The 17,174-nt window shown below is 65.9% G+C and carries 18 protein-coding genes; 3 read left to right on the top strand and 15 right to left on the bottom strand.

Annotated features, from left to right (window positions below):
- Positions 1-108 precede the first annotated feature (108 nt).
- The 6 genes from phaP to HWX31_RS13120 all read right to left on the bottom strand — a co-directional run bounded on the left by phaP (position 109) and on the right by HWX31_RS13120 (position 4,699).
- Complete coding sequence (gene phaP, locus HWX31_RS13145; RefSeq protein ID WP_174964379.1) at positions 109-687, bottom strand: TIGR01841 family phasin; 579 nt, start codon at positions 685-687, stop codon at positions 109-111.
- Between the two features lie 536 nt (positions 688-1,223).
- Positions 1,224-1,988, bottom strand: a complete 765-nt coding sequence (locus HWX31_RS13140; RefSeq protein ID WP_059650535.1) for a ParA family protein — start codon at positions 1,986-1,988, stop codon at positions 1,224-1,226.
- Between the two features lie 142 nt (positions 1,989-2,130).
- Positions 2,131-2,574: a hypothetical protein gene (locus HWX31_RS13135; protein WP_174964380.1), complete on the bottom strand. Its 444-nt coding sequence runs from the start codon at positions 2,572-2,574 to the stop codon at positions 2,131-2,133.
- A gap of 503 nt (positions 2,575-3,077) precedes the next feature.
- A complete protein-coding gene (locus HWX31_RS13130) occupies positions 3,078-3,686 on the bottom strand; it encodes a hypothetical protein (RefSeq protein WP_174964381.1) in 609 nt (202 codons plus the stop codon).
- A gap of 29 nt (positions 3,687-3,715) precedes the next feature.
- Positions 3,716-4,027, bottom strand: coding sequence for a RebB family R body protein (locus tag HWX31_RS13125; protein ID WP_174964382.1), 312 nt, complete (start codon positions 4,025-4,027; stop codon positions 3,716-3,718).
- Positions 4,028-4,141: 114 nt separating this feature from the next.
- On the bottom strand, positions 4,142-4,699 hold the full coding sequence (locus HWX31_RS13120; protein ID WP_174964383.1) for an RNA polymerase sigma factor: 558 nt from the start codon (positions 4,697-4,699) through the stop codon (positions 4,142-4,144).
- Between the two features lie 163 nt (positions 4,700-4,862).
- Between HWX31_RS13120 and HWX31_RS13115 the strand changes: the two genes are divergently transcribed.
- A complete protein-coding gene (locus tag HWX31_RS13115) occupies positions 4,863-5,669 on the top strand; it encodes a Crp/Fnr family transcriptional regulator (RefSeq protein ID WP_244143741.1) in 807 nt (268 codons plus the stop codon).
- A gap of 162 nt (positions 5,670-5,831) precedes the next feature.
- Here the strand turns inward: HWX31_RS13115 and HWX31_RS13110 are convergent, their stop codons facing one another.
- The 6 genes from HWX31_RS13110 to HWX31_RS13085 all read right to left on the bottom strand — a co-directional run bounded on the left by HWX31_RS13110 (position 5,832) and on the right by HWX31_RS13085 (position 10,148).
- The gene (locus tag HWX31_RS13110; RefSeq protein ID WP_059612801.1) at positions 5,832-6,155 is read right to left on the bottom strand and encodes a RebB family R body protein; all 324 of its coding nucleotides are present in this window, start codon (positions 6,153-6,155) and stop codon (positions 5,832-5,834) included.
- Positions 6,156-6,338: 183 nt separating this feature from the next.
- A complete protein-coding gene (locus HWX31_RS13105; RefSeq protein ID WP_059613254.1) occupies positions 6,339-6,710 on the bottom strand; it encodes a RebB family R body protein in 372 nt (123 codons plus the stop codon).
- A 150-nt stretch (positions 6,711-6,860) separates the two neighbouring features.
- Positions 6,861-7,187, bottom strand: a complete 327-nt coding sequence (locus tag HWX31_RS13100) for a RebB family R body protein (protein ID WP_010096375.1) — start codon at positions 7,185-7,187, stop codon at positions 6,861-6,863.
- Between the two features lie 101 nt (positions 7,188-7,288).
- On the bottom strand, positions 7,289-7,969 hold the full coding sequence (locus HWX31_RS13095) for a hypothetical protein (protein ID WP_174964384.1): 681 nt from the start codon (positions 7,967-7,969) through the stop codon (positions 7,289-7,291).
- 337 nt (positions 7,970-8,306) lie between these two features.
- Complete coding sequence (locus tag HWX31_RS13090; protein WP_059612808.1) at positions 8,307-8,858, bottom strand: single-stranded DNA-binding protein; 552 nt, start codon at positions 8,856-8,858, stop codon at positions 8,307-8,309.
- Between the two features lie 102 nt (positions 8,859-8,960).
- Positions 8,961-10,148 carry an MFS transporter gene (locus tag HWX31_RS13085; RefSeq protein ID WP_174964385.1) on the bottom strand — a complete coding sequence of 396 codons (1,188 nt, stop codon included), beginning with the start codon at positions 10,146-10,148 and terminating at the stop codon, positions 8,961-8,963.
- Between the two features lie 260 nt (positions 10,149-10,408).
- Here HWX31_RS13085 and uvrA point away from each other — a divergent pair, with 260 nt between their 5' ends.
- Both uvrA and HWX31_RS13075 read left to right on the top strand, forming a co-directional pair.
- Positions 10,409-13,294, top strand: a complete 2,886-nt coding sequence (uvrA, locus tag HWX31_RS13080; RefSeq protein ID WP_174964386.1) for an excinuclease ABC subunit UvrA — start codon at positions 10,409-10,411, stop codon at positions 13,292-13,294.
- A gap of 245 nt (positions 13,295-13,539) precedes the next feature.
- The gene (locus tag HWX31_RS13075; protein WP_174964387.1) at positions 13,540-14,628 is read left to right on the top strand and encodes an AI-2E family transporter; all 1,089 of its coding nucleotides are present in this window, start codon (positions 13,540-13,542) and stop codon (positions 14,626-14,628) included.
- Positions 14,629-14,715: 87 nt separating this feature from the next.
- On the opposite strand, the gene purU is transcribed toward HWX31_RS13075, so the two are convergent.
- The 3 genes from purU to HWX31_RS13060 all read right to left on the bottom strand — a co-directional run bounded on the left by purU (position 14,716) and on the right by HWX31_RS13060 (position 17,163).
- Positions 14,716-15,600 (bottom strand): formyltetrahydrofolate deformylase, encoded by an 885-nt coding sequence (purU, locus tag HWX31_RS13070; protein ID WP_174964388.1) that lies wholly within the window; start codon positions 15,598-15,600, stop codon positions 14,716-14,718.
- Between the two features lie 80 nt (positions 15,601-15,680).
- A complete protein-coding gene (locus tag HWX31_RS13065) occupies positions 15,681-16,538 on the bottom strand; it encodes an NUDIX hydrolase (protein ID WP_174964389.1) in 858 nt (285 codons plus the stop codon).
- A 10-nt stretch (positions 16,539-16,548) separates the two neighbouring features.
- Positions 16,549-17,163 carry a LysE family translocator gene (locus HWX31_RS13060; protein WP_174964390.1) on the bottom strand — a complete coding sequence of 205 codons (615 nt, stop codon included), beginning with the start codon at positions 17,161-17,163 and terminating at the stop codon, positions 16,549-16,551.
- Positions 17,164-17,174: the final 11 nt, after the last annotated feature.

The raw sequence follows: 17,174 nt of genomic DNA, 5'->3' as shown, positions 1-17,174 counted from the left end.
ACGCGGCACGGCGGCTCGCGAACATCGCGGCCGAACATCGCGTGGCACACGCAGCGTCCGGCGGCGGGTCGCGTCGATCGATGCGTCGCGCGAACGCGCGACGCGCGCTCAGGCCGCCGTTTCGCGCGCGCCCGCGTCCTTGCGTGCGGCGCCCGCCGCCGGCTTGCCGTTGCGCGCGGACGCGCCGACGGCGTCGAGGCCGCTCTGCGCCGCCTCGATCACCTGGCCCGTCGCCGCGCGCACCGATTCCGCCGCCGCGGTGGCCGCGGACAGCGCCGAGTTGAAGGCGGCGACCACCGGAGCCGTACCGGCCGGCGCGTGCTTCGTCAGCTCGCCGATCACGTCCTTCAGGCGCTTGTCGTTCTGCTCGTACTGCGCTTGCGCGACCTTCGCCCACTCGGCCTGGGTCGCCGTCGCGATGTCGAGCAGATGGCGGCCGTACGACGCCGCCTTGGTGACCGACTGCTGCGACGCGCCCAGCTGGTGCGTGATGAATTCGGCGGGGCTGGTGCCGCTGAAGGCGCCCTTCAGGCTGTCTTCGTATTCCGTCAGCGCCGTCTTGGTCGCCTGCAGGTTGAGGTCGACCACGGCCTCGAAACCGCGCAGTGCCGGATGGGCGACAGCGAACCAGGCAGCGACGCCGGCTTGGTAATCGGCAACAAGTTTTTCGGGGGCGAAAAAGGACATCGGAACGCTCCTGTTTACAATTCGAGAGTTTGTAAAGGAAATACGGATGCCGAACATTTCGTTCGGTTTCTTATTTATCGCACATCATACATTGTTTGCGCGACGTTTAGAGTGTCCATTCTAGTTGCATTAATTGTCAATTGATTGGCATCAATAGTCGGTATAAACCCTAATTCGTAAACGGCCACGCCAATCGGGTCTGGCGGCAATTTATTTCAGGGACATTTCGCAAACGCCCGTCTGAAAACGATTTTCACATTTTGACTACTTTTTGACCGGATCGGCAGGAAAGTTTTACGCACCTATTATTATGACGAATGAAAAATTAGTGCGCGCTCATAGACGAATCATTTATGGATGAATCACGCTCACTGAAAACGTTTTTGCTGATTTTCATCAAAATCGTTTTCACGATTATTTTCCAAAAACTGGAATAAGGCCGGGCGCAGGCCGGCAACGAGACAGGGCGAGAGCGGGCGCCGCGCATGCATGCGCGGACGTGGGATGGCGGTGATTCGGGCAGCGCGGCGGCGGCGTCAGCCGGCCAATTCTTGATGCAGTGCGCGGAATTCCTGCGCGAGCTTGTGCCCCGGTTCGAGATGAATGACGGGGGTCGCACGCTGGTGCGATTCGCGGATCTTCACCGACGACGACAGCCGCGACGCGAGCACGGGCAGCCCTTCGCCGACGAGTTCGTCGACGAGCTGCTGCGGCAGGCTCGCACGCGGCTGGAACTGGTTGATCACGATCCCTTCGACCTCGAGCCCCGCGTTGTGGTCCTGCTGGATCTCCTTCACGTTCTCGAGCAGCGTGTACAGCGCGCGGCGCGAGAAGTCGTCGCAGTCGAACGGGATCAGGCAGCGCTCGACCGCGATCAGCGCGGACCGCGTGTAGAAATTGAGCGCGGGCGGCGTGTCGATGTAGACCGCGTCGTACGCGTCGAGCTCGTTCAGCGCGTCGCGCAGCTTGTAGATCTTGTAGCGGGATTCGAGCTTGCCGTGCAGCGCATCGAGATCCGGATGCGCGGGCATCACGTCGAGGTTCTCGAACGGGGTCGGATGAATGTACGACGCGGCGTCGACCGGCCGGAAGTTGAACGTCAGCGCGGTTTCGAAGAAGTCGGCGACGGTCGGCGCGGTGCCGGCGGCGCGCTCGCCGAGCAGGTACTGGGTCGAGTTCGCCTGCGCGTCCAGGTCGATCACCAGCGTGCGCAGCCCTTCGTTCGCGCTGATCGCGGCGAGATTACAGACGATCGTCGACTTGCCTACGCCGCCCTTCTGGTTGAACACGACACGCCGCATGGTCCCCCCTCGATCGAAGCGCCAAAGGGTGCAGCATAGCCGAAGATTCGTGGCGGCGTCGTGACGCGTCATAAATACACCGGCCGCGACGAAGCGCGGCCGGTGCTGGAAAAACGGTGCGCGATCGTCACGCACGTCGGGCTTACACGTCGACCCATGCGCCGCTCTGCCGATACTGGATGCCTCCGTTGTGCACCCTCGCCTGCAGATTGCCGTCGGGCAACTGCACCCAGTCGAGGATATTCAGCTGCTGCATCAGCGCGACGAAAAAGTTTCTCACCTGGGCCGACGCATTGTTCTGCCAGATGTCGATCCGCCCGAGACACGCGCGCAAGTTGCCGTTCGCCGGCATGATCGCGCCGATCTGTCCTGCGACGTTCGACGCCGGATCGTAGACGGGCGTGCCGTCGGCGCTGACGATCGACAGGTGGATCGCGCGCACCGAAAGCGGCTGGCCCGGTGTTTCCTCGACCAGCGCGATGCAGCTCGTCATCGCGCCGAAATCGATCTCGGGTGCGTCTCCCCAGACGCGCTCACCCACCGGCAGCGGCGCGGGACCTTGTACGTGCTGAAGGATGTAAGGCATGTTTTCCTCGCGTGAGTTGAATGGACTTCGGAATTGAATGAATCGACGGCGCCGTCGATTGAGTGTTGTCGCCGGCCGAGTCAACGTCAATCGACCCGATTTCACGGGTGTCATTTCCCGGAACGTTCGTCATCCGGAATGTCTATTCGCTCGTGCGAGGCAGTACGGATCGTTCGGCGCCGCGCGGCAATAGGCATCGGCATCTCGAGCGCCGCATGCGCGTCATCGGACGGCGGTGCGCGGCCGGCTTCCGCCGCGGCAGGCCATGCGCTGCGTCACCCGGCAGTGTGCATGCCTTCGCCCACTGGTTCGCATCGCCGACCCCAAGCGCCTGTCGGGTTCGAAGGCCGGGCTCGCGTTCAGCGCCGCCCGACGCCTGGACTTCGATCGCTGCAGATCCCTCGCCATGCGGGCCGGCGTGCCGTCGCAGCTTGCGCCAATTCGAATCAGGCAGTTCATCGACGGCCTCCTCGTCCCCGACCAGGGCGTTGAACACGGAACGCCTACCCGCCCTTCTTGTCCAGCAGCGCCTGATACTTCTGCAGGCTTTCGTCGATCTTGTCGAGCGCGATGCTCGCCGCCTCGCCTTCGATCGCTTCGGCCGCGCCCGCCACCATCGCCGCGGTCGCGACGAACAGGTCCGTCAACAGCAGCCCCATCGCGTCCATCGCCATCCCTTTGATGTCCTCATCGACGGTCTTCTGCGCCAGATCCTTCATCAGCACGCTCTTGCCGGCGATCGCCAGCGACGTGGACGCCTCGAAGTAGTTCGCCGCCGCCTGCGCCACCAGGCCGCCGGCCTGCGTGATCATCATGTTCGGGCCGACGGCGATCTGGGTCGTCGCGTAGGATGCCGCCTCCGCATTGATCGCCTGCACCGACTGCATCGACGCATGGCCGGGCCACTCCGGCTCGCGGATCTGGTTCGGCGCCTTCAGCGAATCGGTGAGCCGTCGCAGCCGACTGACCGGCCACGATCGCGCGCCCGCCTTCGACGCGCCGGCGCGCGGATCGGCCGCTGCCGGCGCCGCCGATTCGGCTCCGTGTTGCGCGACGTCGCGCTTGGCCGCCGCGTCGTCGTCCTGCCCGCCCAGGTTGCCTTTCTTATTCATGGTTCAGAGTCCTGAAAATCTGCGCAGCACTACTTCGGAAAAACGGGCGGCAGCACACCGTGCTGCGGGCCCGCACCCGGTGCGGCGCCCGGCGTGCCACCCTGCGAGCTATTGGGCGACGCCTCGACGGCCAGAATCATCGCCACCGCCTTGGACACGACCGCGTTCGAAATCTGGTTCAACGCCGCCTGCTGCTGCGTCATGTTCTGCGCCGATATGCCGACGGCCTGGCTGAACATCTGGTAGAGCGTGCCCAGCGCCTGAGCGGGCGATCCCGCGACGACGTTGACGTTGGACTGCGTCACGGCGTCGGTGATCTGTTCATTGACTTTGTCTGCCACGAGGCCTCCTTGGATCTCGGGTCCCGCATACGATGGAAGAAACGCGCAGGCCGCAATGGCGTCGACGCCGCATCTGCCGTTACGGACGCTGCGAGCCTGCGTTTGTGAACGCGCTCAGGCCAGCTCCTCGCGCAACTTCTTGCGCAGCAGTTCCACGCGCTTTCTCGCCAGCGCTTCGTTGATGCCGAGCGTGGCGGCGATGTGCAGGTACGGCCGGTCTTCCTCGAACTTCAGCGCGAACAGCGTCTGCTGCTGCGGCGGGAGCAGGGACAGCGCATGCTCGAGGCGCAGCAGCTGCTGTCTGAGCAGGAGCTGCTGCTCGACCGACGGCGTATGGCCCGCCAGCTCGACGACGTGATCGTCATCCCAGTCCGCATCGAATTCGAGCACGCAGTTTTCGCGGCGACGCCGCCGCACGCAATCGAGAAACGCGTGGTTCAGCGCCAGGAACAGAAAGCCGGCGAGGTTCTGCACCCGGTCGGGCGAGCGCTGCAGGTAGATATGGACCTTCAGCGCCGTATCGGAAAGCAGCTCGTCGGCGCGATGAACATCGCCCTTGCACAGGAGGCGCGCGCGGCGACGCAATTTGCCCTCCATTTCCCGCCAGGTGCTGTCGAGCTGTTGCGTCAATGAGGCATCGGCTGGGGTCTCGCGCTGGTTTGAGGTTTTCATCCCGTGCCTTCCTTTTTAATGGAAAACACAGAATCGATTCGAAGCCGCGGATAACGCTGTTACCCGCGTAACAACGAATTTAAGCGGCTCGATTTAATGAATATTCTTGATTATTATGAACGGAAATTCTTAATCTCCACCCCGGCCGGACCGCCGCTTTCCAATGTGCGCCGGGAGCGACCGCCCGGGACATGACCGATTATTACGTCATCTTGATTATTTCGTTTTCACGCTGCTCACAAGGCAACGTTTTCCGCTAGGTGGCTGCACTGACAAACAACCGCGCACGGGAAACATGTCTGCCTTCGCCAACATTCAAGCGCTGCGCAATATACCGATACTCACGGAGCTCCCCGAAAGCCTTCTCGCGCATATCGAGCGGCACCTGATGCCCTGGCCCGAGCACGGCAACCGCCTGCTGTTCTTCAAGGGAGACCCGGAGGATTTCGTCGCATTCGTGCATCGCGGCCGCGTCTACAAGACGCTGCACGAACCCGGCGGCCGCGAGATCATCCTGGGCCATTCGCTGCCGGGCGAACTCATCGGCGAAAGCACGCTGCTGCACGCTCAGCGGCGCAGCTTTACCGCCCAGCTCAGTCCGGACTGCCGCATTTCGCTGCTGCATCGGCAGCATTTCGCACCGTTGCTGGCGAACGCCGATTTCATGGACCGCATCTACGAGCAGTTGTGCCGGCACATCCATCAGCTGAGCGATTTCGTCGAGTCGGCGTGCCTGTACCGGCTGGAGGCAAGGCTCGCGCGCCATCTGCTGAACCGCATGCAGGGCGGCGATCAGGAGGTGCCGTTACCGGAGAATCAGAGCATCCTCGCGGCCATGCTCAATGTCAGCCGCCCGCGGCTGAACAGCAGCCTGCAGAAATTGCAGCGCGAAGGCGTGATCCGGCTGCACGGGCAACGCGTGACGATCGAAAAGCCGGAGCTGCTGCGGGGCATCGTCGACGCGAACTGACGTGCCGGCACGAACGATGGCGATCCGGCGCAAGGCCGCATCGCCAGGAGACGCCGCTTCGGCGCGGCGGAACGCGTCGAACCCGCATTCCGCAGCCGGATATGCGCGCCGGGCGAAGCCCCCTTCGATCCCCCTTGCTTCACACCCGGCGCGCAGCGGAGGTCATCCTCGCCAGTGCCTGAGCGCATTCATGAGTTGCGCGATCGCGGCCAGCTGCGACGTAAAGGAGGGGTTCGCCGCCTGCGCCGCAGCGGCGATCGCGGCCGGCGAGGTGCTATAGAGCTGCATGATGCCGACGGTCGTCGCGGCCTGGTTGGATGCGGCCTGGTTCGCCTGCATCTGCACCGCGTTGTGAAGCAGGATCGACGTCGCATGGCTGTTCGACTGCAACAGCGTGCCCAACGCCATGGCGGGCGCCTCGCCGACCACCTTCGTGTTGACCTGCGTGACGGCATCGGTGATCGCAGGGGAAACCTGTTCCGGCATGTCGTTACTCCTGGTTTGCCTGCGGCCGGCGACGAGGCCCTGCGCAAGCATCGGTGGATCGGATGGCGGCGCGCGCCGGCCGGGGACGTCGTGGCGGCGCGCTCGGCTGCCTTTGCATGGATCGGTGCGGCGTCATGCGTCGACGGCGGCCGGGATGACCAGGCCGCCGCCGACGTCGGCGCGTCAGGATTGCGCCCTCTTCCCGATCGTCTCCGCGATCGCAATCACGTCGGCCAGCACGGCAATCACGCCGTTCGACCCGATTTCCGTGGCGGCGGCGCCGGCGCTCGCCGGCCCGAGCGTATAGAGCTGCATCGTGCCCACATTCGTCGAGGTCGGCAGTTGCACCGCGGATTGCGACTGCTGCTGCACGGCGTTCTCGAACAGGATGCTGAGCGAATGGCTCTGGGCCTGATAGAGCGAGCCCATCGCCATCGCCGGCGCTTCGGCGACCACCTTCACGTTGGCTTGCGTGACGGCATCGGTAATCGCGGGGTTGACGATGCAGGTCTTGCAATTGCAGGGATCCAGATCGGGGATTTCGGGTCCTGGCATGGTTGTTTCTCCTGGTTGGCTGACAGCCGCAACGGAGTCTCGGCGCAGCTCGGTTGATCAGTTATCCGGAACGATGAACGGCATGACATCGGCGATGGCGACGGCTCACGCCACTGAGCCGCCGCTCAACCCCGGCGTCGCGCTAACGCCTTAAATCACCTTCGCGATCGCGATCACGTCGGCCAGCACGGAAAGAATCCCGTTCGCCCCGATTTCCGTGGCGGCGGCGCCCGCGCTTTCCGGCCCGATGGTGTACAGCTGCATCGTGCCCACGTTCGTCGAGGTCTGCGACTGGATCGCCGCCTGCGACTGCTGCTGCACTGCGTTCTCGAACAGGATGCTCAGCGAATGGCTCTGGGCTTGATAAAGCGAGCCCATCGCCATCGCCGGCGCTTCGGCGACGACCTTGACGTTGGCCTGCGTGACGGCATCGGTAATCGCAGGATTGACGTGGCAGACATGGCAGTGTTCGGACATCTCTTGCTCCTTGGTTCACGTGACGGTTACGAGGTCGCACGTCGAAGGCTCGCTGACCTGGTGCTGGTCCGCTTGGCCTGCTTGGCCGCTTGGCCCGCGTGCTACTTCAAGGACGCTTGGTCGGAGGTATCGTGAACGGGCGGCGACGCGATATCCGGCGATGCCGCCGGGACCGCGGCGGGTGCGGGTATGTCCGGCTCCTTCACGCATGCGTCGAGGTTCTGCAGCCATTCGTGGATGGCCTGCACGCGTTCGGCGAGCGGATCGACGTAATGCCGAAAGCACGCATCGATTTCCTGCTTGATGAGGCCGGTCAGCTGCTCGCCGATCAGCATCAGCGCCTGGCGCGTACTGTCCTGGATATCGGTCGCGCCCGACTGCGGATTCGCGGCGGGCGGCCCGTCCGCCGGCTCGCGTGTGTCGAGCATGCCGGAAACCTTTCTCTGCTCCGTTGCCAGCACGCCGAGCGTCGCCTCGTTCTGCGCGTCGATCGACTGCAGGATGCCGCGCATCTTCTCGTAGGCTTTCTGCTGATTGAGCTGCAGGAAGTGCTTGATCTGCTCCCGCGCTTCCTGGCGGGTTTTCAGCGGCGCAAGCGGCGGGTTCGAAGCGGGCGACTGGCGCGCAGGCTGCGAGCCCGGACCGGCAGCCGTCGCCTGCCGGTCAGCCGCCCGGCGCGACAGCCGCTCCAGCAGCGCCTTCTCTTCCCCCGGCGCCAAAGCCCGTCCCAATTGTTTCTCGGCGAACTGCCGCAGCAGAGGATCGAGCGCGTCGTTACTCATGGCTCGCTCCTCCTCGATGTGCGCCGGCGGCGACGGCCGGCAGCGATGCGGGCGGATTGCGGAGTTTGACGCGACGTAACGCTGAAGCCGCTTCGCAGACGCGATTCGGTGCATCTCGCATGGTGTTCTCCCGGTATGGATACGCGACAAGTCTTGTCGGAAATTTCGGCAGGACTGTTGCAGGGACGAACGTGGCGAAGGGGATGTGAAGCCGGGTGGAATCCTGAATCCCGGACAAGAAAGCAAGTCGGCGACCCAGGATGGGTCAAGACCAAACAAAAAGCCCGTAACCGCGAGGGTTACGGGCTTTTTGCTTATGCGAAGCAGAAGCTGATCGTCAGAACGGAATATCGTCGTCCATCTCGTCGAACCCGCCGCCGGCCGGCGCGCTCGGACGGCTTTGCGCGCCGCCGCCGCTACCGCCACGCGCCGCGCCGCCGGCACGACCGCCGCCGCCGCCACGCTCCATCTGCTCGCCACGGCCGCCACCACCACCGCCGTAGCCGCCGCCGTAACCGCCTTCGTCACCACCGCCACCGCCGCCGCCCGAACCACCGCGGCCGCCGAGCATCTGCATCTGGTCGGCGACGATTTCGGTCGAGTAACGATCCTGGCCGTCCTGGCCTTGCCACTTGCGGGTACGGATGCGGCCTTCGATATACACCGACGAACCCTTCTTCAGGTATTCGCTGACGATTTCCGCGAGGCGGCCGAAGAACGCGACGCGATGCCACTCGGTCATTTCCTTGAACTCGCCGCTCGCCTTGTCCTTGTAGCGGTCGGTCGTCGCGAGACGGATGTTCGCAACCGCGTCGCCGCTCGGCAGGTAACGGACTTCAGGATCGGCGCCGAGATTGCCGACGAGGATGACCTTGTTGACGGATGCCATGTGTTTCTCCAATAGATTCGATGCCGGGCCGCTCGCGGATCACGTCGAGCCGGCCCGCCGGGCTGCCCGGCAAGCCCCGCCGATGCGAGCCCGGATAAGGGGTCAGGCCTTGCGCGGCGGCGCCTTCATGCTGGCCGCGATTATAAGCCACGCGGCCACGAGGCCCGAGCACGCGTAGAACACCGTGTTCGCGCCGCCATGCTTGAGCAGCCACCCGCCCACGACGCCGCCGAGCGCGAGCCCGATCGATTGCGTCGTGTTGTACACGCCCGTGGCCGCACCCTTGCGCGAGCCCGGCGCGAGCTTCGAGACCAGCGACGGCTGCGACGCTTCCAGGATGTTGAATCCGAGGAAATAGACGAACAGCACCGCGGCCACAATCAGGATGGTATGCGGCGTGCTGCCCAGCAGCAATTGGCCGATCAGGATAGCGAGGATGCCGCCGAGCAGCACGGGTTTCATCTTGCCCTGCTTTTCCGCGACGATGATCGCCGGCACCATCATCACGAAAGCGAGCCCCATCACCGGCAGGTAGACCTTCCAGTGCGACGCGACCGGCAGCCCGCCGTCGACGAGCAGGCGCGGCACGACGAGGAACAGCGCGGTCTGCGTGGCATGCAGCACGAGCACGCCGAAATTGAGGCGCAGCAGTTCGGCGTTGTGCAGCACTTCGGAGAACGGCGCGGGCACGTGCACGGGCTTCGCCGCATTCGGCACGACCCACAGCACGACGCCGATCGCGAGGATCGACAGCACGCCGACGAGCGCGAACAGCCCGTTCATCCCGACCCAGTGGAACACGATCGGCGCGCCGACGATCGCGACCGCGAACGACACGCCGATCGAGCCGCCGACCATCGCCATCGCCTTGGTGCGGTTCTGCTCGGACGTCAGGTCCGCGATGAACGCGAGCACCGCGGACGACACCGCGCCCATCCCCTGGATCACGCGGCCGACGATGATCCACGTGATGTCGTGCGCGAACGCGGCGACGAAGCTGCCGATCGCGAAGATCAGGAGGCCGGTCGCGATCACCGGCTTGCGCCCGAACTTGTCGGACGCCCAGCCGTAGAAGATGTAGAGCAGCGACTGCGTGACGCCGTAGGCCCCGAGCGCGATGCCGACGAGCAGCACGTTGTCGCCGCCCGGGATGGTTTTCGCGTAGACCGAGAACACCGGCATGATCATGAACAGGCCGAGCATGCGCAGCGCGAAGATCGCGGCGAGCGACGTGGTCGCGCGCAATTCGGGCGCAGTCATGCGGGAAGACGTGGCGGACGGATTGGACATCGGGAGTGAATTCGAATGATCGGAATGTCCGCCCGGCAGCGGGCGGCGGAAGATCACGGCCGTCGGCCCGGGCGGGCGGCCGGGTGCGACGCGAGCCATCGGCAGGCCGCTCCGGCACGCTCAAGGCCGTGCGGCGGGCAGCCGTCCCGGCGCGGGCGTCGGCCTTGCTGACAGCTGCTGCAAAGGTCGGGAACCCCGAACGACGGTCTCGAAAAGCCGTTATAGTAGCAGGTTTGGTCCCCCTCCTTTTCGCCAGGTTCATGGAACAGATTCGTATCCGTGGGGCGCGCACCCACAACCTGAAAAACGTCAATCTCGACCTGCCGCGCCACAAGCTGATCGTGATTACCGGGCTGTCCGGGTCGGGCAAGTCGTCGCTCGCGTTCGATACCCTTTATGCGGAAGGGCAGCGCCGCTACGTCGAAAGCCTGTCCGCGTACGCGCGCCAGTTCCTGCAGCTGATGGAGAAACCGGACGTCGACCTGATCGAGGGCCTGTCGCCCGCGATCTCGATCGAGCAGAAGGCGACGTCGCACAACCCGCGTTCGACCGTCGGCACGGTCACCGAAATCCACGACTACCTGCGACTTTTGTACGCACGGGTCGGCACGCCGTATTGCCCGGACCACGAGATCCCGCTGGAAGCGCAAAGCGTGTCGCAGATGGTCGACGCGGCGCTCGCGCTGCCCGAGGACACCAAGCTGATGATCCTCGCGCCCGTCGTCGCGAACCGCAAGGGCGAGCACGCCGAGCTGTTCGAGGACATGCAGGCGCAGGGCTTCGTGCGCTTTCGCGTGCGCTCGGGCGGCGGCACCGCGAACGAAGGCGTCGCGAAGATCTACGAGGTCGACTCGCTGCCGAAGCTCAAGAAGAACGACAAGCACACGATCGACGTCGTCGTCGATCGTCTCAAGGTGCGCCCGGACATGAAGCAGCGCCTCGCCGAGTCGTTCGAGACGGCGCTGCGCCTCGCGGACGGCCGCGCGATCGCGCTCGAGATGGATACCGACCGCGAACACCTGTTCAGCTCGAAGTTCGCGTGCCCGATCTGCTCGTACTCGCTGCAGGAGCTCGAGCCGCGCCTGTTCTCGTTCAACAACCCGATGGGCGCGTGCCCGGAATGCGACGGCCTCGGCCAGATCACGTTCTTCGATCCGAAGCGGGTCGTCGCGCACCCGTCGCTGTCGCTCGCCGCGGGCGCGGTGAAGGGCTGGGACCGGCGCAACCAGTTCTACTTCCAGATGCTGCAGAGCCTCGCGGCGTTCTACGAATTCGACATCGACGCCGCGTTCGAGGACCTCCCCGAGAAGATCAGGAAGGTGCTGCTGTACGGCTCCGGCAAGCAGACGATCCCGTTCTCGTACATCAACGAGCGCGGCCGCACGACGATCCGCGAGCACGTGTTCGAGGGGATCATCCCGAACCTGGAGCGCCGCTACCGCGAGACCGATTCGGTCGCGGTGCGCGAGGAGCTGTCGAAGTACCAGAACAACCAGCCGTGCCCGTCGTGCGACGGCACCCGCCTGCGCCGCGAGGCGCGCTACGTGCGGGTCGGCGCGGGCGACTACGCGCGCGCGATCTACGAAGTCAGCGGCTGGCCGCTGCGCGACGCGCTCGGCTACTTCGACGGCCTGACGCTCGAAGGCGCGAAGGGAGAAATCGCCGAAAAGGTGATCAAGGAAATCGTCGCGCGGCTGACCTTCCTGAACAACGTCGGCCTCGACTACCTGTCGCTCGAGCGCAGCGCGGAAACGCTGTCGGGCGGCGAGGCGCAGCGCATCCGGCTCGCGTCGCAGATCGGCTCGGGCCTCACCGGCGTGATGTACGTGCTCGACGAGCCGTCGATCGGCCTGCACCAGCGCGACAACGATCGGCTGATCGCGACGCTCAAGCACCTGCGCGACCTCGGCAACTCGGTGATCGTCGTCGAGCACGACGAGGACATGATCCGCACCGCCGACTACGTGGTCGACATGGGCCCCGGCGCGGGCGAGCACGGCGGCGTGGTGGTCGCCGAAGGCACGCCGAAGCAGGTGCAGGCGAACGCGGCATCGCTGACCGGCCAGTACCTCGTCGGCAAGCGCACGATCGAGTATCCGGACGAGCGGATCGCGCCCGAGCCGGACCGGATGCTGCGCATCGTCGACGCGTACGGCAACAACCTGAAGCACGTCGACCTCGCGCTGCCGGTCGGCCTGCTGACCTGCATCACCGGCGTGTCCGGCTCCGGCAAGTCGACGCTGATCAACGACACGCTGTATCACGCGGTCGCGCGCCACCTGTACGGCTCGTCGGCCGAGCCGGCGCCGCACGAGGCAATCGAGGGTCTCGAGCATTTCGACAAGGTGATCAACGTCGACCAGTCGCCGATCGGCCGCACGCCGCGCTCGAACCCGGCCACGTATACGGGCCTGTTCACGCCGATCCGCGAGCTGTTCTCCGGCGTGCCGACCTCGAAGGAGCGCGGCTACGATCCGGGCCGCTTCTCGTTCAACGTGAAGGGCGGCCGCTGCGAGTCGTGCCAGGGCGACGGCGTGCTGAAGGTCGAGATGCACTTCCTGCCGGACGTCTACGTGCCGTGCGACGTCTGCCACGGCAAGCGCTACAACCGCGAGACGCTCGAAGTCCTGTACAAGGGCAAGAACATCAGCGAAGTGCTCGACATGACGGTCGAGCACGCGTACGAGTTCTTCAACGCGGTGCCCGTCGTCGCGCGCAAGCTGAAGACGCTGCTCGACGTCGGCCTCGGCTACATCCGCCTCGGCCAGTCGGCGACGACGCTGTCGGGCGGCGAGGCGCAGCGCGTGAAGCTGTCGCTCGAGCTCTCCAAGCGCGACACGGGCCGCACGCTGTACATCCTCGACGAGCCGACCACCGGCCTGCACTTCCACGACATCGCGCTGCTGCTCGAAGTGATCCACCGGCTGCGCGACCAGGGCAATACGGTCGTGATCATCGAGCACAACCTCGACGTGATCAAGACGGCCGACTGGGTGATCGACCTCGGCCCGGAAGGCGGCGCGGGCGGCGGCCAGATCATCGCGCAGGGCACGCCCGAGCAGGTCGCGAAGACGAAGGCGAGCTTCACCGGCAAGTACCTCGCGCCGCTGCTCCGGCGCACCAGCCGCAAAGTCGCGGCGGGCTGATCCCGTCGCGCCGCGCGCGGCCGGAAGGCCGCGTGCGGCCCCTCCCCGGCTGCCGTTCGGCGGCCCGTCGGCGTTTTCCCTTTTTGCGCCCGCACCACGCACCAAATGGCCCGGTGGCGGCTCATAATGGCGGCTATACTTTACGGTCGTAAGGTTCGCCATCCGCACCAATCCGGTGCAGCGAAGGGCGAACGCCGCCCGGCCGGACCTCGCATGGCCGGGCGCACGAAAGACACCAGGAAATCATGACGGAGAAGCAACACGAGTCGCCGCGCGACGCGCAGAACAAGGAGCCGCACCTGCGCAGCGTCCGGCTGACGAGCGACTTCAGCCTGCCGAAACTGTCGGCGATCGAGATCGGCAGCTACCTGCTGGCGCTCCTCTCGATGTGGCTCGTCCTCGAGCTGAAGCTGCTCGGCGGCATGCTGGCCGGCCTGCTCGTCTACCAGCTCATCCACACGATCGCGCCCGTGATCGAACGGCACACGACGAGCATGCGGGCGCGCTGGGTCGCCGTCGTGCTGCTGTCCGTCGCGATCGTCGGCGCACTAACGGGCCTCACGATCGGCATCATCGAGCACTTCGAGCACGCGGTGCCGAACCTGCAGGGCCTGCTCGGCCAGCTGATGCAGATCGTCGACCAGACCCGCGCGCGCACGCCGGCCTGGATCGCGAACCTGCTGCCCGTCGACGTCGAGCAGATGAAGACGAAGGCGGCCGTGCTGATGCACGCGCACATGGACCAGCTCCAGCAGAGCGGCAAGAGCGTCGCGCGCGGCTTCGGCCACGTGCTGTTCGGGATGATCATCGGCGCGATGATCGCGATCGGCGTCGAGCACGGCAAGGTGCGCAGGCCGCTGTCGACCGCGCTCGTCACGCGCGTGTCGCGCTTCGCCGACGCGTTCCGCCGGATCGTGTTCGCGCAGATCAAGATCTCGGCGATCAACGCGTTCTTCACGAGCCTGTACCTGCTCGTCGCGCTGCCGATCTTCCACGAGCGGCTGCCGCTGTCGAAGACGCTCGTGCTCGTCACGTTCATCGTCGGTTTGCTGCCGGTGATCGGCAACCTGATCTCGAACACGCTGATCGTCGCGGTGTCGCTGTCGGTGAGCATGGGCACCGCGATCGCGTCGCTCGCGTTCCTCGTGATCATCCACAAGCTCGAGTACTTCCTGAACGCGAAGATCATCGGCGGCCAGATCGAGTCGCGCGCGTGGGAGCTGCTGCTCGCGATGCTCGTGATGGAAGCCGCGTTCGGGCTGCCGGGCGTGATCGCCGCGCCGATCTTCTATGCGTATTTGAAGCGCGAATTGCACACGCTTCGGCTGATCTGATTCGCACGGCCGGAATCGTCCGCAAGAAAAAACGCCGCGCCCTTTGCAGGGCGCGGCGTTTCGTTTTCTACCCGGGCGAACGGCGGCTCAGCGGAACACGACCGTCTTCGTCCCGTTCAGCACGATCCGGTGCTCGACGTGCCACTTCACCGCGCGCGCGAGCGTCACGCACTCGACGTCGCGGCCGATCGCGGTCAGCTGGTCCGGCGTCATGCTGTGATCGACGCGCTCCACTTCCTGCTCGATGATCGGGCCTTCGTCCAGATCGGTCGTCACGTAGTGCGCGGTCGCGCCGATCAGCTTCACGCCGCGGTCGAACGCCTGGTAGTACGGCTTCGCGCCCTTGAAGCTCGGCAGGAACGAATGGTGGATGTTGATCGCGCGCCCGGCGAGCCGCTCGCACATGTCCTGCGACAGGATCTGCATGTAGCGCGCCAGCACGACGAGGTCGGCCCGGTGCTCGTCGATCACTTCCAGCACGCGCGCTTCCTGCGCCGCCTTCGCGGCGTCGGACGAGCCGCCGACGAGCGGGAAGTGATGGAACGGGATGTCGTAGCTCGCCGCGAGCTGGTAGAAGTCCTTGTGGTTCGACACGATCGCCGGGATCTCGATCGGCAGCTGGCCCGTGCGATAGCGGAACAGCAGGTCGTTCAGGCAATGGCCGATCTTCGACACCATGATCACGACGCGCGGCTTCACCGCCGCGTCGTGCATCTCCCAGCGCATCGCGAACTGCTCGGCGAGCGGCGCGAACTGCGCGCGCAGCGTGTCGAGCGCCGCCGCGACGTCCGCGCCGCTGCCGTTCTGGTCGAAGTGCACGCGCATGAAGAATTCGCCGGTGCGGCTGTCGCCGAACTGCGCCGAGTCGATGATGTTGCTGCCGCGCTCGAACAGGAAGCCCGAGACCGCGTGGACGATGCCGTGCCGGTCGGGGCACGACAGTTTCAGGATAAAGCTGTGATCGGCCGACATGACCGTACTCCCTTCGTTTCCGTATTCGTGAAAATGCTGGCGCGCGCAGCGGGCGCGCGCAACCGGCGTCGCGCGTCGCGTCAGGCCGCCGGCGCGAACAGCGCGTCGATACCCGTCGCGCCTTCCGGCGCGAGCCAGCGGTGGCGCAGCAGCGTGTCGAGCATCGCGAGGCTCGCATCGAGCGTCGCCCGGCCGTCCCGCAGCCACCCGATCACCTCGGGCACGCCGGCCAGCAGGTGCTCGGCGACTTCGCCGTCCTGGTTGTGCGGCGCGAAGTCGCGCGGCAGCGGCAGGTCGTAGACGAACAGCAGTTCGGACTGCGTGCCTTCCGGCAGCGAGCAGAGCACCTGCACCGCGCGGCCCGCGATCGCGCGCGCCGCCAGTTCGGGCGGAATGCCGGCTTCCTCCCAGCACTCCTTGGCCAGCGTCTCGTGAACGCTTAAGCCCCAGCCGATGCCGCCCGCGACGACGTTGTCGAGCATGCCGGGATCGGTCGCCTTGGTCGCGCTGCGGCGGCCGAGCCACATCTGCGGCGCAGCCGGCGCCCCCGGCCGAGCCGCATATTCTACGATGCCGTTCAAATGCACCGCATAAGTCTGCGTGCCGAAGAACCGCGACGCGGCCCGCTCGATGTACGCGAGCGGCGGATCGTCGAAGCGGTTGCGGATCGCGTAGATCTCGTCGCGCCAGCCGGGAATCGCGCCTTCGGCCGCGAGCGCGCCGATCGCGCTCGCGAGCGCCATGCTGCGCGCGTCGACCGTGTCGTAGCGGTCGGACAGCGTGACGCGGCCGTCCGTCAGGTCGAACACGTCGGGCCAGCGGGCGAGCCGCGCTGCGTCGGAACGCCGCACCCAGCCCACGGCCAGGCCGGCGATCACGAAACGCAGGTGCGCGGCCGGGTCGAAGCGGCGCGCGGCCGCGATGCACGGAAACGTCATGCGGCCCCCTTCAGTCCTTCAGCGCGACGCGGATGCCGATCGCGATGAACGTCGCGCCGGCGATCCGGTCGAGCCACACGCCCGCCTTCGGCCGGCGCTTCAGCCACGTGCCGATCACGCCGGCGCACACGCCGAACAGCGAGAAGATCGCGGCCGTCTGCAGCATGAACAGCGCGCCGAGCTCGAACATCTGCAGCGTCACGCTCTGCGCGCCGTGCGCATCGACGAACTGCGGCAGGAACACGACGAAGAACAGCGTCACCTTCGGGTTCATCAGGTTGCCGATCACGCTCTGGCGGAAGATCGACCACAGCGGCTGCGGCGCGCGCTCGTGCGCGGTCGCGAGGCCCTGGCTGCGCAGCGCCTTGATGCCGATCCAGATCAGGTACGCGGCGCCCGCGAGCTTCAGGATCTGGAACGCGACCGGCGACGAACGCAGCACCGCCGCGACGCCGAGCGCGGCGAGCGTCGTGTGGAACGTCACGCCGGCGGCAAAGCCGAGCGCCGCGACGAGGCCGGCCGCGCGGCCCTGCGAGATGCCGCGCGCGAGCACCTGAAGGTTGTCCGGGCCGGGCGCGAACGTGATCGCGATCGACGTGGCGAGAAACAGCATGAAGTTCGGCATCGTGACCTCGC

It is taken from the genome of Burkholderia ubonensis (assembly GCF_902833085.1).
Classification (GTDB): domain Bacteria; phylum Pseudomonadota; class Gammaproteobacteria; order Burkholderiales; family Burkholderiaceae; genus Burkholderia; species Burkholderia ubonensis.
This window is presented reverse-complemented; position numbering and strand designations above follow the sequence as displayed.

What these genes read in the sequence shown, in the direction of transcription:
- phaP (WP_174964379.1), bottom strand. Translation starts at nt 687, where the DNA reads ATGTCCTTTTTCGCCCCCGAAAAACTTGTTGCCGATTACCAAGCCGGC.
- HWX31_RS13140 (WP_059650535.1), bottom strand. Translation starts at nt 1,988, where the DNA reads ATGCGGCGTGTCGTGTTCAACCAGAAGGGCGGCGTAGGCAAGTCGACG.
- HWX31_RS13135 (WP_174964380.1), bottom strand. Translation starts at nt 2,574, where the DNA reads ATGCCTTACATCCTTCAGCACGTACAAGGTCCCGCGCCGCTGCCGGTG.
- HWX31_RS13130 (WP_174964381.1), bottom strand. Translation starts at nt 3,686, where the DNA reads ATGAATAAGAAAGGCAACCTGGGCGGGCAGGACGACGACGCGGCGGCC.
- HWX31_RS13120 (WP_174964383.1), bottom strand. Translation starts at nt 4,699, where the DNA reads ATGAAAACCTCAAACCAGCGCGAGACCCCAGCCGATGCCTCATTGACG.
- HWX31_RS13115 (WP_244143741.1), top strand. Translation starts at nt 4,863, where the DNA reads ATGTGCGCCGGGAGCGACCGCCCGGGACATGACCGATTATTACGTCAT.
- HWX31_RS13110 (WP_059612801.1), bottom strand. Translation starts at nt 6,155, where the DNA reads ATGCCGGAACAGGTTTCCCCTGCGATCACCGATGCCGTCACGCAGGTC.
- HWX31_RS13105 (WP_059613254.1), bottom strand. Translation starts at nt 6,710, where the DNA reads ATGCCAGGACCCGAAATCCCCGATCTGGATCCCTGCAATTGCAAGACC.
- HWX31_RS13100 (WP_010096375.1), bottom strand. Translation starts at nt 7,187, where the DNA reads ATGTCCGAACACTGCCATGTCTGCCACGTCAATCCTGCGATTACCGAT.
- HWX31_RS13095 (WP_174964384.1), bottom strand. Translation starts at nt 7,969, where the DNA reads ATGAGTAACGACGCGCTCGATCCTCTGCTGCGGCAGTTCGCCGAGAAA.
- HWX31_RS13090 (WP_059612808.1), bottom strand. Translation starts at nt 8,858, where the DNA reads ATGGCATCCGTCAACAAGGTCATCCTCGTCGGCAATCTCGGCGCCGAT.
- HWX31_RS13085 (WP_174964385.1), bottom strand. Translation starts at nt 10,148, where the DNA reads ATGTCCAATCCGTCCGCCACGTCTTCCCGCATGACTGCGCCCGAATTG.
- uvrA (WP_174964386.1), top strand. Translation starts at nt 10,409, where the DNA reads ATGGAACAGATTCGTATCCGTGGGGCGCGCACCCACAACCTGAAAAAC.
- HWX31_RS13075 (WP_174964387.1), top strand. Translation starts at nt 13,540, where the DNA reads ATGACGGAGAAGCAACACGAGTCGCCGCGCGACGCGCAGAACAAGGAG.
- purU (WP_174964388.1), bottom strand. Translation starts at nt 15,600, where the DNA reads ATGTCGGCCGATCACAGCTTTATCCTGAAACTGTCGTGCCCCGACCGG.
- HWX31_RS13065 (WP_174964389.1), bottom strand. Translation starts at nt 16,538, where the DNA reads ATGACGTTTCCGTGCATCGCGGCCGCGCGCCGCTTCGACCCGGCCGCG.
- HWX31_RS13060 (WP_174964390.1), bottom strand. Translation starts at nt 17,163, where the DNA reads ATGCCGAACTTCATGCTGTTTCTCGCCACGTCGATCGCGATCACGTTC.